The organism is Pseudomonas sp. GW823-FHT01D03, assembly GCF_058798255.1.
On sequence record NZ_JBXAKK010000001.1, the window covers coordinates 4,609,414 to 4,624,629 of the forward strand.

Sequence of the window (15,216 nt, forward strand, 5' to 3'; positions counted from 1 at the left end):
ATAGCGGTATGTCAGTCACCATGAATATGGCAGATATACCGCTATCGCGAGCAGGCTCACTCCTACAGGGTAATCGCGTGATGCTTAAGCCGAGGTGCTGACCAGCGAGCCCGAAGTGCTGCCGCCCGACTCCTGCAATGCCTGCAACAGCGCCGCCGTCGCGGTCTGCAACGAAGCCGAGGTGCTGGAGATTTGCGACTCGGCAGAGGCCACGTCAGCCGCTTTGGCATCAGCGTCTTCCTGCTTGGCCTGAGCCGCTTGCAGTGCCTGCTGCTGTTCCTGCAGTTGCTTTTGCAGCTCAGCGATCTGCTTGCGCAGTGCTTTCACCGAATCCGATTCAGCGCTGCTGTCGGAACTGCTGTCGCCCGCCGGAGCCGCGCCACCGCCGGCCGCCACTTTGCTGGTATCGGCGCTGACGCCAGTGCTGCTGGTTGCAGTGGTCAAGGTGTCGTCACTGGCGTCGCTGATCCTGGTCTTGCTGGTGGCGGTGCTGACGGTCTGATTGATCGAAACGGAGGTGATGCTGACCATGGGCTGGCTCCAATGCCGGTTATAGATAACCGGCCATCGGCGGCATTCGCACGGATTTGAGATCGACTGTGTACCGACTCGGTAACCGAACCGGTACACGTCGGCGGACGTCAGGCGCTCAGGCGCTCAGGCGCTCAGGCGACGGATCACCGTGGCGGCAATGGCAATCTCACCACGCATCTGGGTGATGCTGTGAATGCGCTCTGCATGACTAACGTAACCAGGCGTGATCGGCGTACCAGAGCGCTTCTTGAAGAAAATCCGACCATTGGCAGGTGAATTAGGAGGCTGTGATCGACTCTGGCCCAGGGTGGGAGCGGGCTTGCTCGCGAAAGCGGCGTGTCATCCACATCATCACTCAATGATCATCCGCATTCGGGAGCAAGCCCCCTCCCACAGGGTTACCAGTGGGCGATCCGGATCGCTGTCATTTTGCAGTCACGCCAACGTCATGTGCGGTTGCGATGATCCGGTTCAGGTGAATCTGAAACCCTGCGCCAGACGCCCTCCTCGCAGCGAGCCTCCATGAACCACAGCCTCGACCTCAGTCATCGCGATCCTGATTTGTTCGGTTTGCTTTACGGCTTTCGTTTTCGTCCCGGTGAACGTGGCCGCGAAGTCGATTCGGCGACCGCCCTGCGTTGTCTGCAAGACGTCAGCGACAGTGATGAATTCCTCTGGCTGCACCTGAACCTGGCCCACGCCGCATGCGAGCGCTGGATGAAAAGTCATCTGCAATTGCCCGAAGAGTTTTTCGAGGCGCTGCACGAAGGTTCGCGTTCGACGCGCATCGAGCACGTTGACTCGGCCTTGCTGGCGGTGGTCAACGACGTGGTGTTCAACCTCAGCAGCATGGTCTCCTCGGACGTGTCGACGCTGTGGGTCTGCGTGCGCAGCAAACTGATCGTCAGCGCACGCCTGCAACCGCTGCACTCGGTGGACAAATTGCGTTCGTCGGTGAAGGCCGGCGAATGCTTTCGCTCGCCGTCGGAACTGCTGGTGCATTTGTTGCGTGATCAGGGTGAAGTGCTGACGCAGATCGTGCGAAAGACCAGCATGAGCGTCGATCTGGTCGAGGACGAATTGCTCTCCTCACGGCTGTCGACCAACCGCGCCGAACTCGGCGCCAATCGCCGGGTACTGGTGCGCCTGCAACGGCTGTTGGCGCTGGAGCCGGGTTCGCTGCTGCGCCTGCTCAACCGTCCGCCGCCGTGGCTGCAGAAGGAGGACGTCAAGGAGCTGCGCAAATCCACCGAGGAGTTCGCGCTGATCATCAACGACCTCACCGCCCTCGGCGAGCGGATCAAACTGCTCCAGGAAGAAATCGCCGCCAACCTCAACGAACAGAGCAACCGTACACTGTTCACCCTGACCGTGGTCACGGTGCTGGCGCTGCCGATCAACATCATCGCCGGTTTCTTCGGCATGAACGTGGGGGGAGTGCCGCTGGCGACGGATCCCGAGGGGTTCTGGATATTGGTGGCGCTGGTCGCGACGTTTACCGTGATTGCCGGGCGCTGGGCGTTTCGCAAGCGTGGGGATTATTGACCCCTGATTTATGTGTTCACCACAGAGCTCTGTGGGAGGGGGCGCGCTCCCGAAGGCGCCAGGTCAGCCAACATCATCGCTGAATGACAGATCGCATTCGCGAGCAAGCCCGCTCCCACCCCGGATCGCGACCAGCCAAAATACTTCATTCACGGCCCATCTCCTGTGGGAGGGGGCTTGCTCCCGAAAGCGTCAGGTCAGCCAACATCATCGCTGAATGACAGACCGCATTCGCGAGCAAGCCCGCTCTCACCCCGGATCGCGACCAGCCAAAATACTTCATTCACGGCCCATCTCCTGTGGGAGGGGGCTTGCTCCCGAAGGCATCAGGTCAGCCAACATCATCGCTGAATGACACACCGCATTCGCGAGCAAGCCCGCTCCCACATTTGGATCCACATCTCATTCGGATCAGCGGAGGGACTAAAACCGCAAACACTGACCTGTCGCAGTCTCTCTGTAACATTCTGCAATGATCATGACCGACACTCCTTCCCTCGCTCAGGATTGTCCGCTCATGGCTACTCCCTCCCTGACCGCCGCCCGCCCCACGTCCGCCCACAGCGGCCGGCCGGCACTCGATAAAAAACCCGGACCGTTCACTTACGTGGTGTTCTTCGCGGTGCTCGCGATGGGGATGCTGTTCACCGCTTACAGCCTGATGCACGACATGCATGAGCTGGGCACCACCGTCACCACCTGGACCCCGTTCCTGCTGCTCGGCGTGGCGCTGCTGATTGCGCTGGGCTTCGAGTTCGTCAACGGGTTCCACGACACCGCCAACGCGGTCGCGACGGTGATCTACACCCACTCGCTGCCGCCGAATGTGGCGGTGGTCTGGTCGGGGTTCTTCAATTTCCTCGGGGTGCTGCTGTCCAGCGGCGCGGTGGCGTTCGGCATCATCGCCCTGCTGCCGGTGGAGCTGATTCTGCAGGTCGGTTCGTCCGCCGGGTTCGCGATGATCTTCGCCCTGTTGATCGCGGCGATTCTGTGGAACCTCGGTACCTGGTGGTTGGGCCTGCCGGCCTCCTCATCCCACACCCTGATCGGTTCGATCATCGGCGTCGGCGTCGCCAATGCCTTGATGCACGGGCGCGACGGCACCAGCGGCGTGGACTGGGCGCAGGCGACCAAGATCGGTTATGCCCTGCTGCTGTCGCCACTGGTGGGCTTCGGCTGCGCGGCGCTGTTGCTGCTGTCCATGCGCGCCTTCATCAAGAATCGCGCGCTGTACAAGGCGCCGGAAGGCAACAACCCGCCACCGTGGTGGATTCGCGGTTTGCTGATCGCCACCTGCACCGGTGTGTCTTTCGCCCACGGCTCCAACGACGGGCAGAAAGGCATGGGCCTGATCATGCTGATTCTGGTTGGCACCTTGCCGATGGCTTACGCGTTGAACCGCACCATGCCCGCCGATCAGGCGTTGCAGTTCGCTGCCGTCGCCGAAGTCACCCAGCAAGCGCTGGTGAAAAACACCCCGCTGCCGGCCCCGGCCGATCCGCGTCCGGTGCTGTCGGATTACGTGCGCAGCAAGCAAGCCACGCCGCAACTGATCCCCGCCCTCGCTGCCCTCACCGGACACATTGGCGCGGAGGTGAAAGGCTATGGTTCACTGTCGAAAGTCCCGGCCGAAGCCATGGGCAACGTGCGTAACGACATGTACCTGGCCAGCGAAAGCATTCGCCTGATGGACAAGAACAAGGTCGGCAATTTCGACGCTGACACCACTGACAAACTGCAACTGTTCAAGCAGCAGATCGACAACGCCACGCGCTTCATTCCGCTGTGGGTGAAGATCGCCGTGGCCATCGCCCTGGGCCTCGGCACCATGGTTGGCTGGAAACGAATTGTGGTGACGGTCGGCGAGAAGATCGGCAAAACCCACCTGACCTACGCCCAAGGCGCCTCGGCGGAAACCGTGGCGATGCTGACCATCGGCGCGGCGGACATGTTCGGTTTGCCGGTCTCGACCACTCACGTGTTGTCATCGGGCGTGGCCGGGACCTTGGTTGCCAATGGCGGCGGGCTGCAGATGAAGACCATCCGCAACCTGCTGATGGCATGGGTGCTGACCTTGCCGGCGGCGATTCTGCTGTCGGGCAGCCTCTATTGGCTGTTCACCCAGATTTTCTGATCGACTTAGATCCCTGTGGGAGCGGGCTTGCTCGCGAAGGCGTCAGGTCAGTCAACATCGATGCTGAATGGGCCGGCCTCTTCGTGAGCAAGCCCACTCCCACCCTGGATAGCGACCAGCCCCGAACACTTCACCCACCGCCCCCCCTGTGGGAGCGGGCTTGCTCGCGAAGACGTCAGATCAGTCAACAATGATGCTGAATGGGCCGGCCTCTTCGTGAGCAAGCCCACTCCCACCCTGGATAGCGACCAGCCCCGAACACTTCACCCTCCGCCCCCCCTGTGGGAGCGGGCTTGCTCGCGAAGACGTCAGATCAGTCAACAATGATGCTGAATGATGCGGGCTTGCTCGCGAAGACGTCAGATCAATCGGGAATGGGCCGGCCTCTTCGTGAGCAAGCCCACTCCCACCCTGGATAGCGACCAGCCCCGAACACTTCACCCTCCGCCCCCCCTGTGGGAGCGGGCTTGAACTGGCCTAATGATTTTGGACACCTCAATCGGGCGCTATGATGGCGCCCAAATCTGAGGTGTTTGGATATGCGTAAATCTTATTCAAGTGAGTTCAAACTCAAGGCTGCCAGCATGGTGCTGGACGAGGGGCAGTCGGTTCCCGAGGTCTGTGCCAGTTTGGATATTGGCCCTACGGCCTTACGCCGCTGGGTCGATCAGGTTCGCAAGGAACGCTTGGGCTCGACTCCGGTGGGAGCCAAGGCGATCACCGCGGATCAGCGAGAGATTCAGGAACTTAAAGCCTTGCTCAGGCAAAAAGATCGGGATATCGAAATCCTAAAAAAGGCCAGTGCTCTCCTGCTTTTGGACGCCAAAGATCACTCTCGTTGATCTGTGAGCTGGGCGAGCAGTACGGCGTTAACGATTGCTGTCATGTGTTCGGGATAAACCGCAGTAGCTTTTACGCATGGCGTCAGCGCCAAGGCAAAGTGAGCCCTAAGCGAGAGCAGCTCAAGGCCATGCTGGTCAAGCACCACAAGGCGTCGAGAGAGTCTGCGGGCGCTCGTACCTTGGCTAAACAGCTGCAAGCCGGCGGGCATGATGTCGGGCGGTTCATGGCTCGCAGCTTGATGCGAGAAGCAGGCATTGTCAGCCGTCAACGCCGGCGCCATAAGTACAAGTCACCCGGCGTGGAAGCGTTGGTGGCACCGCATGTGCTCAAACGCAAGTTTGATGTTACGGCGGTCAATCAGGTGTGGTGTGGGGACGTGACGTACATCAAAGTCGGCAAGCGCTGGCTGTATTTCGCGGCGGTTCTGGACTTGTTCGCTCGCCGGATCGTGGGCTGGTCGTTTTCGATGATCTCCGATGCCACGCTGACCTGCGAAGCCCTGCGGATGGCGATTGAACTACGCGGTCGCCCAAAAGACGTACTGTTTCACTCCGACCAAGGTTGCCAGTACACCAGCCATAAATTCAGAAATGAACTGCTGGAACATGGGCTCCGGCAGAGCATGAGCCGTAAAGGCGAATGCTGGGACAACGCTGCGATGGAGCGTTTCTTTGGAAGTTTGAAATCAGAGTGGGTGCCAGAAGCAGGCTACGGATCGGAACACGAGGCCCGAGCGGATGTGCAGCGCTATATATCGCGCTACAACATCACCAGGCCACATAGCTACAACGACTATCGGTCACCAGTCGCCAAGGAGAAGTTGGCGGCGTGAAACCTTAATCAGTGTCCAAGATTACTTGACCAGTTCAGCTTGCTCGCGAAGACGTCAGATCAGTCAACAATGATGCTGAATGGGTCGGCCTCTTCGTGAGCAAGCCCACTCCCACCCTGGATAGCGGCGAGCCCCGAATACTTCACCCACCGCCCCCCCCTGTGGGAGCGGGCTTGCTCGCGAAGGCGTCAGATCAGTCAACAATGATGCTGAATGGGCCGGCCTCTTCGTGAGCAAGCCCACTCCCACCCTGGATAGCGGCGAGCCCCGAATACTTCACCCTCCGCCCCCCCTGTGGGAGCGGGCTTGCTCGCGAAGGCGTCAGGTCAGTCAACATCGATGCTGAATGGGCCGGCCTCTTCGTGAGCAAGCCCACTCCCACAGTTTGATTTGTGTCAGGTATTAGAGAGTGGAACGGATGACATCGCCCAACCACTCCATGAACACCCGCACCCGCAGCGGCAAGTGTCGTTGCCGCGCATACAGGATTGAAATGCCCATCGCCGGCGCCGTGAACTGCGGCAGCACGGTCACCAACTCGCCAGTTTCGAGGTGCGGTTGCATGCCGGTGCGCGGTACCTGGATGAGGCCGAAGCCGCCCAGGCACGCCGACTCATAGGCATCAGTGCTGTTGACCGTGACGCTGCCAGCCATCGGCAGGCGCCGCACCTGTCCATCCTGTTCATACACAAACCCTTCCGAGCGCGAACCGAGCACACCGACGTAATGCACCAGCCGATGCTGCGCCAGATCTTCCAGGCTCTGCGGCACACCATAGCGTTCGAGGTACGCGGGGCTGGCGCAGTTGATCATCGGGAAGTCGCCCAAGTGCCGCGCCACCACCGACTGATCCGGCTGCGCGCCAATGCGCACCACACAATCAAAGCCCTCGCTGAGCAGATCGACGCGGCGGTCGGTGCTGCTGATTTCCAGCTGCAGATTCGGGTGGCGCGCCATGAACTCCGGCAGCAGCGGCATGATCAGGCGCCGCGCGAGGATGTTCGGCATGTCGACGCGAATCCGCCCGCTCAGCGACGCCGGATCCTGCCGAAACAGACCCTCGATCTCGTCCATGTGCGACAGCAGATCCTTGCTGCGTTCGTACAGCACCAGGCCGTCCTGCGTCGCCTGCACCTTACGTGTGGTGCGTTGCAGCAGACGCGTGCCGAGCAGGGTTTCCAGGGCCTGGACATGTTCGGAAACCGTCGAGCGCGGCAACCCGAGACTCTCGCCAGCAAGGGTGAAACTCGACAGTTCGCTGACCCGGACGAAGGTGCGCAGCAGTTCCAGTTTGTTCATGAGGGCACCCGTTGATTGTTCGGCTGAGTCGATCAGTGATTCCGGTTTCAGTCTGTTTATCACCCCATGGCGGATAAATAAACTTTGCTCATCACCACTCACCGCAATCGAGGATTTCACATGAGCCGCAAAATCGCATTGATCACCGGTGCCAGCCGTGGCCTGGGCAAGAACGCCGCCCTGCACCTCGCCGCCGAAGGCGTGGACATCATCGGCACCTACAACAGCCGCGCCGATGAAGCCCAGGCGCTGGTGGCTGAACTGGAACAACGCGGCGCCAAAGCCGTGATGCTGCAACTGGATGTCGGCCGCAGCGAAACCTTTGCCGATTTCGCCAAACGAGTTGAACAAGCGTTGCAGCAACTGGACCGTCCGCGCTTCGACTTCCTGATCAACAACGCCGGGATCGGAGTGCACGCGGCGTTCGCCGAGACCACCCCGGAACAGTTCGACCTGCTGATGAATATCCAGCTCAAAGGGCCGTTCTTCCTGACTCAGCAACTGCTGCCGCTGATCAATGACGGCGGGCGCATCATCAACATCTCCAGCGGCCTGACCCGCTTCAGCCTGCCGGGTTATGCCGCCTACGCCGCGATGAAAGGCGCGATGGAAGTGCTGACCCGCTATCAGGCCAAGGAGCTGGGCGCGCGGCAGATCGGCGTGAACATACTGGCGCCGGGCGCCATCGAGACCGACTTTGGTGGCGGTGCGGTGCGCGACAACGCGGCGTTGAACGCGATGGTCGCGAGCAATACCGCACTGGGCCGCGCCGGGCAGCCGGATGATATTGGAGGTGCGCTGTCGATGCTGCTGGCGCCGGGTGCGCAGTGGATCAACGGGCAGCGTGTTGAAGCATCGGGCGGGATGTTCCTCTAAACCCAAACAGTGTGGCGAGGGAGCTTGCTCCCGCTGGGGTGCGAAGCGCCCCCCAAAACCGGCCAATGCGGTCTGACAGACAGACCGCGTTTATCGGGTTTACGACTGCTACGCAGCCGAGCGGGAGCAAGCTCCCTCGCCACAGTTTGTCTTCCAGACTCAAGCAGCACGGGCCGTCAATAACCGCTCGCGAACCACGTCATAGCCCCAGTGATACACATAGGTATACGGCAGGAAGAACAGCAGCACACCGATGTCGAGCAAGAACGCCTGCCACAGGCTGACCGACAGCCACCAGGCAATCAGCGGCACGCCCATCACGATCAACCCGCCCTCAAACAGCAGCGCATGGACCACCCGGGTCCAGCCGTTGTGCGCGACATTCAGGCGCTTGAGCATGCGGTCGAAAAAGCCGTTGAACAGCACGTTCCACGCCAGCGCCAACATCGCGATCAGCAAGGTCACCGCGCCCATGTCCAGCAGCGGTTTGTCCATGATCCACGCCAGCAACGGCGTACAGATCAGAATCGCCAGACACTCGAAACCGATGGCCTGGAAGATACGTTCAGTGATGGATTTGTTAGCAGTCATGGCCTGACTCCTTGAGTGAAGATGGTTGCCATGATCCGGCCTCGCACCGATACTTCATAACCAATAACCATCGATCAAGGCGATAGTTCATGGCTTCGCAGGAAGTGCTGCTGGCGTTTGTTCAAGCGGCCACTCAGGGTTCGTTTTCGGCAGCGGCGCGCAAACTGGGGCGCAGTCAATCGACCATCAGTGCCGCAGTGGCCAGCCTGGAGATCGACCTGGATCTGATTCTCTTCGACCGCAGCAGCCGCAAACCGATCCTGACTCCGGCCGGGCATGTGATGCTGCAACGGGCCGAGGCGATTCTGGCGGCCACCAATCGCATGGAAATGAGCGCCCGGCAACTGGCCCAAGGCGTTGAGCCGAAGCTGACCGTGGCGATTTCCGACACCTACCAGTCAGCGCGATTTGAAGCGGCACTGGTCGGCTTCGAGCAGCGTTATCCGGACCTGGAACTGGAATGCCTGATCGCCGAGTGTGACGACCTGATCGAGTTGGTCCAGCGTGGCCGCGCGCACCTGGCGTTTGCCGAAATGCAGGACACCTATCCACCGGATCTGGTGACCTCGACCGTCGCCGAGCGCACTGACCTGGCACTGTTCGTCAAAGGTGATCATGTGCTGACCCGTGTCGAACGGGTCGACCAGCAGGTGCTGGAGCAGCATCGCGAGTTGCGCCTGGCGACCATCGTCAATCCCTGCGACAGCCGGGCGAAAGGCCGGGTGTGGTCGGCGCCGAGCTACCTGATGCTGATGGAAATGGCCGAAATGGGCTTTGGCTGGGCGGCGCTGCCGCGCTGGCTGGTGGCGCGTTTCGGGAATGGCTCGCTGGTGGAACTGACGGTGCGCGGCTGGCCGCGGCCGGTGTATGTCGATGCGTTGTGGTCGCGGATTTATCCGCCGGGGCCGGCGGGGAGCTGGCTGTTGAGCAAGATGCTGGAATAAAAGCTCCCAATCGCGAGCAAACCCGAAGTTTTCATGCTGACTTTACTGGCCCCTTCGCGAGCAAGCCCGCTCCCACAGTTGGAATGCGCTCACCTGTGGGAGCGGGCTTGCTCGCGAAGGGGCCGGCACTGCCAATGAATACCTCGGATCAATCCAGTTCGCTCAGCCGCCCCTCGATAAACCGCCGCTCCGGCTCTTGCCGGGTCAGTTCCAGTGCTCGCCGGTACGCCGCCCGCGCCTGCTCCACCCGACCCAACTGCCGACAAAACTCCGCCCGCGCCGAATGCGCCAGGTGGTAATCCTGCAACTCACCGCGATCCAGGATCCCCTCGATCAGCGTCAGCCCGGCCAACGCGCCATCGCGTTTGGCCACTGCCACCGCGCGGTTCAACTCGATTACCGGCGACGGCATCGTCCGCAACAGCACGTCATACAGCCCGACGATCTGCTGCCAATCGGTTTCTGCCGCTGAAGACGCTTCGGCATGCACCGCGGCAATCGCCGCTTGCAGGCAATACGGCCCAAATCGCCGCGTGGTCAGCGCCCGCTCCACCAGCGCACAACCTTCGGCGATCAACCCGGCATCCCAGCGCGAGCGGTCCTGATCGTCCAGCAGGATCAATTCTCCACTGGGTGACGTGCGCGCCGGCCGCCGCGACTCATGCAACAGCATCAACGCCAGCAACCCCATGACCTCCGGCTCCGGCAGCAATTCCATCAGCAACCGCCCGAGCCGAATCGCCTCGCGGGTCAGATCCTCACGGGTCAACTCTGCGCCCATCGACGCCGAATAGCCTTCGTTGAACACCAGATAAATCACCCGCAACACGCTGTCGAGGCGCTCGGGCAGTTCGCTCAGGCTCGGTACTTGATAAGGGATTTTTGCATCGCGAATCTTCGCCTTGGCGCGCACGATGCGCTGGGCAATCGCCGCCGGTGCCGAGAGAAACGCGCGGGCGATTTCCTCGGTGGTCAGGTCGCAGACCTCACGCAGGGTCAGCGGCACTTGCGCATCCGCCGCCAGCGCCGGGTGACAACAAGTGAAGATCAGCCGCAGGCGGTCGTCTTCCACGTCTTCGCCACTCCAGTCAGCCTGTTCCAGCTCTTCGAGCTGCGCCAGCAACAGCGGCTGCGAGGCCTTGAAGCGGGCGCGGCGGCGCAACACATCGATGGCCTTGAAGCGCCCGGTGGACACCAGCCAGGTGCGCGGATTGTCCGGCACACCGTCGCGCTGCCAGCGCTCGACCGCGACGAAGAACGCCTCGTGCAAGGCTTCTTCGGCGAGGTCGAAATCCCCGAGCAGGCGAATCAGCGTGGCCAGAATCCGCCGCGAGTCTTCGCGATAGACCTGCTCGACCCGCGCCCGGACTTCAGACATTCAACTGTCGCACCGGACGCACTTCTACGCTGCCGACCCGAGCCGCCGGAATGTTGCCGGCGACCTGAATCGCTTCGTTGAGATCCTTGGCATCGATCAGGTAAAACCCGGCCAGTTGCTCCTTGGTTTCAGCGAACGGGCCATCGGTGATCGACAGCTTGCCGTTGCGCATACGCACGGTGGTCGCGGTCTGCACCGACTCCAGCGCTTCGGCCGCGACCATCCGCCCGCTGCCCTGAATCGACTCGGCGTAGGCCCAGCACTCGGCGTCTTCCGGGCTGTCGGGCAGCGAATGCAGCAGCTGTTCATCGCTGTAGACCAGGCATAGATACTTCATGGCGTTCTCCTGAATCGAACGGATCAACTATGGCTGAAGATCAGGGTTGCACATCGAACAGCGTGCTGCCGCTCATCGGATCGAACGGCGCCGACCAGTGCTCGTGGACAATCTTCCACGTCCCGCCCACCTGGCGATAGCACGCAGTAGCGCGCATCCAGCAGCTCTGGGTTTCGCCCTTGTCGTTGGTGCCGCCGCAGTTGGCGACCCAGTGCGCGAAAGCGAGGTTGTCGGCGGTTTCGATGGCGATCTCGTGGAACTCGAAAACGTGCGGGCCGGGGCACATCTCCATGCAGGCTTGCCAGTGCGCGCGGTAAGCGGGTTTGCCCTTGAATTGCAGGGCCTTGATCGCGTCGAAGGAAAGAATGTCATCGGCATACAACGCCATGACTTTGTCGACATCCTTGGTCATCACCGCTTCGCGGTAAGTGTTGATCAGGGCCTGAATTTCAGTCTGTGCGCTCATGGTGTTCTCCGTGTTTTTGTTGTGAAGACACCGTTAGTCGTTCGGCAAACCGGCAGATCGACAGCCGAAACAAAAAAATTCCGCCGAACACAAAATCGCTAGAATCCGAGGCTCATCTTTGTAGGAAAAAGGAAATTCCCGTGTCAGCCCAACTCGTGCCGTACGACAGCCTGAACGCCTTGCAGCGTCAGCAGGTCGAGGCGATTGAAATCCATCCCGAGCAGATCAAGTTCTCCGGCGACATCCATGGCGCGTTGCACACGCTGCTGTCCAAACCGGGTCCCGGCGTCAAAGGCTTTGCCCTGCTGGCCGATCAGGTGCCGGTGGCGTTCCTGCTGCTCAAGCGCCCACCGGTGCTGCCAGCCTGGGCCGATGAACACAGCGCCACCCTGCACGCCTTGCAGGTGGATCACCGCGCGCAGGGCAAGGGGTACGGCAAGGCCTGCCTGCAGGCGCTGCCCGAGGTGGCGCGTGAAGCGTGGCCGGAAATCAAGGGCCTGGAGCTGTCGGTGGATGCCGATAACGACGCGGCGATCGCGCTGTACGCCAAACACGGTTTCGTCGACAGCGGCGAGGCGTACAAGGGCCGGATCGGTTACGAGCGGCGTATGGGACTGTTTTTCTAAATCATCGAGGGATGCACGATGATCGATTCGATCGAAGCACTGGAAGCTATTTACGGCCTGCCCCACGACCGCGCTGTGCGCAAGCAGATCGGTTTTCTCAACGAGGATTATCAGGCGATGGTGCGCCTGTCGCCGCTGGTGATCGTCAGCTCGGTGGGCGCCGACGGCCTCGACAATTCGCCGCGCGGTGACAAAGCCGGGTTCGTGCGGATCATTGATCAGAACACCTTGGCCCTCCCCGACCGCCCGGGCAACAACCGCATCGATACCCTGCGCAATGTGCTGCACGATCCACGGGTGTCGCTGCTGTTCATCATTCCGGGGATCGGCGAGACGTTGCGGGTCAATGGCACCGCGACCATCAGCGCCGATCCTGAGCTGCTGGAAAGCTTTGCGGTGAACGGCAAACCGGCGAAAACCGTGTTGCTGGTGACCGTGGAGGCGGCGTTTTTCCACTGCTCGAAAGCCTTTGTGCGCTCTGACGCCTGGAACCCGGAAACCCACCTGCCGCGCTCGGCCCTGCCCTCTGCTGGCGCCTTCCACAAGCGCCTGAATGACGGGCAGTTTGATGCCGAGACCTACGACCGCGAAGCACCGAAAAGAGTAAGCGACACTCTCTACTGACACCTATCAGCGAGTCACCACTGTTCCCCTGTGGGAGCGGGCTTGCTCGCGAAGGCGTCGTGTCAGATAAATCATTGGCAACTGACACACCGCCTTCGCGAGCAAGCCCGCTCCCACATTTGGGCTTGCAGCGATTTTCAGAGGGTCAGAATCATCTCGTGCCACGCCATCCCGCCGTGATCCGACTCCGACGGTTTGATGTAGGCAAAGCCAAACCCGGCATACAGCGCAATGTGCTTTTCCTTGCACATCAGATGAATCGTCGCTTTATCCAGCCCGCGCATGCGTTCGATGAACTCGGCCATCAAGCGCTTGGCCAGACCCTGCCCCTGATAGTCCGGGTGCACCACCACCGACATGATCACCACGTTCGGCCCTTGCGGGTCGTGGCCGATCAGCTCCTTGAACGCCTCGTCGGACATCTGCACGTCAAATGCCGCACCGGAGTTCACGAAACCAGCGACTACGCCGTCCACTTCGGCGACGATAAAGCCCTCGGGCCAGGTGGCGATGCGCGTGGCGATCTTCTCGCGAGTGGCGGCTTCATCGCCTTCGTAGGCAACGGTTTCGATGGCGTAGCAGCGATCCAGGTCGGCGGCGGTGACGTTGCGGATGACGGTGTTCATGGCAGCTCGAAAATCAAAGGAGAAAAGTGCGCAAAGCATAAAGGAATAAGGTGTTCATATCGATCCGCGCGGGGGGCGTAAAGCCTGCGTATAAGCGCTTTTCTTCGTGCCGGCGACGGGCTATTCCTGCGGTGTGTCTCTGATCACCCTTGGGGGTAACCGCTTATGAGCAGCGTTGAAATCGGCCTGTTGATGGTGTTGGGCATCAGTACGTTCGGCTTTATCACCCTGGGCATCGACCTGTTGCGGGCGCGACGGCTGGGCAAGGGCAAGCGCGGTTGAACAACATGAGGCGGATCAGCGATCCGCCTCATCGTTATGGGCTCAGGCTTTGCTGTCGACCGGTACGCAGATTTCCAGTTTGCCGGTGTGCAGTCGCGGATTGAAATCGGCGCTGTAGCGCTCCAGCTCCGGGGCATTCAGTTCCACGTAGTGAGAGGTCGGCAGCCAGGTCTTGTAGATGTATTGCAGGGTTTGCGGCAACTGGTCGAGCGGGCCCTTGTGCTCGAACACCGCGTACTGCCGGGGCAGCACTTCGACCCACTGGTAGACCTTCTGGTCGAGGTCATCGAGCTTGCTGATTTCCACCCCGGCGATGTAATCGAAGCCACCCTTGCCGTCGAAATTGCTGCAGACGCCGTAGGTCACTTCGTTTTTTTGTCCCTGTATCTTTCCCAGGTGCGGCAAGAACTTTTCCCACAGCGCGGGAATGTCCTTGGCAGTGTCCTGAGTGAATCGACCACGAAATCCCGCGATCAGCAGGAAGTGTCCATGTTCGAAGCGAGGTTCCGCCACTTCGACGCGTTTTTGCTCATCCATGACTCGACTCCTGGAACAAAAGTAGGGGTTCGGCTGCTGAGTATAGAAGCCAAACCCGATTCGCAATGTCACAAGGCGTGCAACTGGTCGGCAGCCCCGGAGCCGACGAACTCGTTATAACCGGATACGATCACGTAGACCGCGAAATAGCAGAAGATCGCCGCCGATGCCATGTAGGAGTAGCGCAACAGCTTGTCGCCCAGCAATTTGCCGCCGTGGCTCGCAGCAAAGCACAGACCGGCCGACCACAGCAGACCGGCGCAGAGGAAACCACCGAGGAACAGCGCCGAACTCACCGGGCCACCGCCACCGGAACGGGCGATCAGGGTGCCGCCAACTGCAGCGAACCACAGGATCGCGCTAGGCGAGGACATAGCGAGGAAGATCCCTCGGAAGAATTCCTTGCGATGGGAGTTCTGCCCCACCTCCGCCGTCGCCGCCAACTGCGCCTCATGGTGAATCGCCGAATAGATCATCTTCGCCGCAAAGTAGATCAGCAGCGCAGACCCGCCGATCCACAGCACCCAGCGCACGCTTTCGTACTGCAGCAGCACGGTCATCCCGGCCAGCGCCAGCACCGCATAGATCAGGTCGCCGACGCAGGTGCCGAGGCCCAGCGCGAAGCCCTGAAAGTAACCGCGCTGCATCGCCAGGGTGATCATTGCGATGTTGGCTACGCCGATGTCCAGGCACAGCGAGAGGCTCAGCAAGAAGCCGCTGGTGAATTCCATCTACCGATTTC

Annotated in this window: 17 protein-coding genes; 8 read left to right on the forward strand and 9 right to left on the reverse strand. The window is 60.9% G+C overall.

Annotated features, from left to right (window positions below; translation table 11 throughout):
* Positions 1 to 84 precede the first annotated feature (84 nt).
* Complete coding sequence (locus AC1RBR_RS20340) at positions 85 to 531, reverse strand: hypothetical protein (protein ID WP_492566313.1); 447 nt, start codon at positions 529 to 531, stop codon at positions 85 to 87.
* Positions 532 to 1,056: 525 nt separating this feature from the next.
* Here AC1RBR_RS20340 and AC1RBR_RS20345 point away from each other — a divergent pair.
* The 4 genes from AC1RBR_RS20345 (at position 1,057) to AC1RBR_RS20360 (ending at position 5,888) form a co-directional block, all read left to right on the forward strand.
* Positions 1,057 to 2,079 carry a transporter gene (locus tag AC1RBR_RS20345; RefSeq protein WP_492566315.1) on the forward strand — a complete coding sequence of 341 codons (1,023 nt, stop codon included), beginning with the start codon at positions 1,057 to 1,059 and terminating at the stop codon, positions 2,077 to 2,079.
* Between the two features lie 517 nt (positions 2,080 to 2,596).
* Positions 2,597 to 4,213 (forward strand): inorganic phosphate transporter, encoded by a 1,617-nt coding sequence (locus AC1RBR_RS20350; protein WP_492566317.1) that lies wholly within the window; start codon positions 2,597 to 2,599, stop codon positions 4,211 to 4,213.
* A 539-nt stretch (positions 4,214 to 4,752) separates the two neighbouring features.
* Positions 4,753 to 5,055: a transposase gene (locus tag AC1RBR_RS20355; protein WP_225595758.1), complete on the forward strand. Its 303-nt coding sequence runs from the start codon at positions 4,753 to 4,755 to the stop codon at positions 5,053 to 5,055.
* Positions 5,052 to 5,888 (forward strand): IS3 family transposase, encoded by an 837-nt coding sequence (locus AC1RBR_RS20360; protein WP_492566319.1) that lies wholly within the window; start codon positions 5,052 to 5,054, stop codon positions 5,886 to 5,888. Before AC1RBR_RS20355 ends, AC1RBR_RS20360 begins: the two co-directional genes overlap by 4 nt.
* 402 nt (positions 5,889 to 6,290) lie before the next feature.
* Here the strand turns inward: AC1RBR_RS20360 and AC1RBR_RS20365 are convergent, their stop codons facing one another.
* Positions 6,291 to 7,187: a LysR family transcriptional regulator gene (locus AC1RBR_RS20365; protein WP_492566320.1), complete on the reverse strand. Its 897-nt coding sequence runs from the start codon at positions 7,185 to 7,187 to the stop codon at positions 6,291 to 6,293.
* A gap of 120 nt (positions 7,188 to 7,307) precedes the next feature.
* On the opposite strand from AC1RBR_RS20365, the gene AC1RBR_RS20370 reads away from it, so the two are divergent.
* Positions 7,308 to 8,063, forward strand: coding sequence for an SDR family NAD(P)-dependent oxidoreductase (locus AC1RBR_RS20370; protein WP_123588718.1), 756 nt, complete (start codon positions 7,308 to 7,310; stop codon positions 8,061 to 8,063).
* A 159-nt stretch (positions 8,064 to 8,222) separates the two neighbouring features.
* Here the strand turns inward: AC1RBR_RS20370 and AC1RBR_RS20375 are convergent, their stop codons facing one another.
* Positions 8,223 to 8,654: a multidrug/biocide efflux PACE transporter gene (locus tag AC1RBR_RS20375; protein WP_492566322.1), complete on the reverse strand. Its 432-nt coding sequence runs from the start codon at positions 8,652 to 8,654 to the stop codon at positions 8,223 to 8,225.
* A gap of 89 nt (positions 8,655 to 8,743) precedes the next feature.
* Here AC1RBR_RS20375 and AC1RBR_RS20380 point away from each other — a divergent pair, with 89 nt between their 5' ends.
* On the forward strand, positions 8,744 to 9,598 hold the full coding sequence (locus tag AC1RBR_RS20380; protein ID WP_492566324.1) for a LysR family transcriptional regulator: 855 nt from the start codon (positions 8,744 to 8,746) through the stop codon (positions 9,596 to 9,598).
* Between the two features lie 148 nt (positions 9,599 to 9,746).
* Here the strand turns inward: AC1RBR_RS20380 and AC1RBR_RS20385 are convergent, their stop codons facing one another.
* Genes AC1RBR_RS20385 through AC1RBR_RS20395 form a run of 3 tightly spaced genes read right to left on the reverse strand, consistent with a single transcriptional unit; the run spans position 9,747 to position 11,779 of the window.
* On the reverse strand, positions 9,747 to 10,976 hold the full coding sequence (locus tag AC1RBR_RS20385; RefSeq protein ID WP_492566326.1) for an RNA polymerase sigma factor: 1,230 nt from the start codon (positions 10,974 to 10,976) through the stop codon (positions 9,747 to 9,749).
* Entirely contained in the window at positions 10,969 to 11,313 is a 345-nt protein-coding gene (locus tag AC1RBR_RS20390; RefSeq protein WP_204895682.1) for a YciI family protein, read from the reverse strand. The genes AC1RBR_RS20385 and AC1RBR_RS20390 overlap by 8 nt, the downstream gene beginning before the upstream one ends.
* Before the next feature lie 40 nt (positions 11,314 to 11,353).
* Complete coding sequence (locus AC1RBR_RS20395) at positions 11,354 to 11,779, reverse strand: YybH family protein (protein ID WP_492566328.1); 426 nt, start codon at positions 11,777 to 11,779, stop codon at positions 11,354 to 11,356.
* A gap of 140 nt (positions 11,780 to 11,919) precedes the next feature.
* Between AC1RBR_RS20395 and AC1RBR_RS20400 the strand changes: the two genes are divergently transcribed.
* Positions 11,920 to 12,405 (forward strand): GNAT family N-acetyltransferase, encoded by a 486-nt coding sequence (locus AC1RBR_RS20400; protein WP_115989063.1) that lies wholly within the window; start codon positions 11,920 to 11,922, stop codon positions 12,403 to 12,405.
* 18 nt (positions 12,406 to 12,423) lie between these two features.
* Positions 12,424 to 13,029, forward strand: a complete 606-nt coding sequence (locus tag AC1RBR_RS20405; RefSeq protein ID WP_095137084.1) for a pyridoxamine 5'-phosphate oxidase family protein — start codon at positions 12,424 to 12,426, stop codon at positions 13,027 to 13,029.
* 137 nt (positions 13,030 to 13,166) lie between these two features.
* Here AC1RBR_RS20405 and AC1RBR_RS20410 read toward each other — a convergent pair whose 3' ends face one another.
* The 3 genes from AC1RBR_RS20410 to AC1RBR_RS20420 all read right to left on the reverse strand — a co-directional run bounded on the left by AC1RBR_RS20410 (position 13,167) and on the right by AC1RBR_RS20420 (position 15,205).
* Positions 13,167 to 13,655: a GNAT family N-acetyltransferase gene (locus tag AC1RBR_RS20410; protein ID WP_492566330.1), complete on the reverse strand. Its 489-nt coding sequence runs from the start codon at positions 13,653 to 13,655 to the stop codon at positions 13,167 to 13,169.
* 324 nt (positions 13,656 to 13,979) lie between these two features.
* Positions 13,980 to 14,474, reverse strand: coding sequence for a GyrI-like domain-containing protein (locus AC1RBR_RS20415; protein ID WP_027612592.1), 495 nt, complete (start codon positions 14,472 to 14,474; stop codon positions 13,980 to 13,982).
* A gap of 68 nt (positions 14,475 to 14,542) precedes the next feature.
* A complete protein-coding gene (locus AC1RBR_RS20420) occupies positions 14,543 to 15,205 on the reverse strand; it encodes a LysE family translocator (protein WP_095137081.1) in 663 nt (220 codons plus the stop codon).
* Between the last annotated feature and the right edge of the window lie 11 nt (positions 15,206 to 15,216).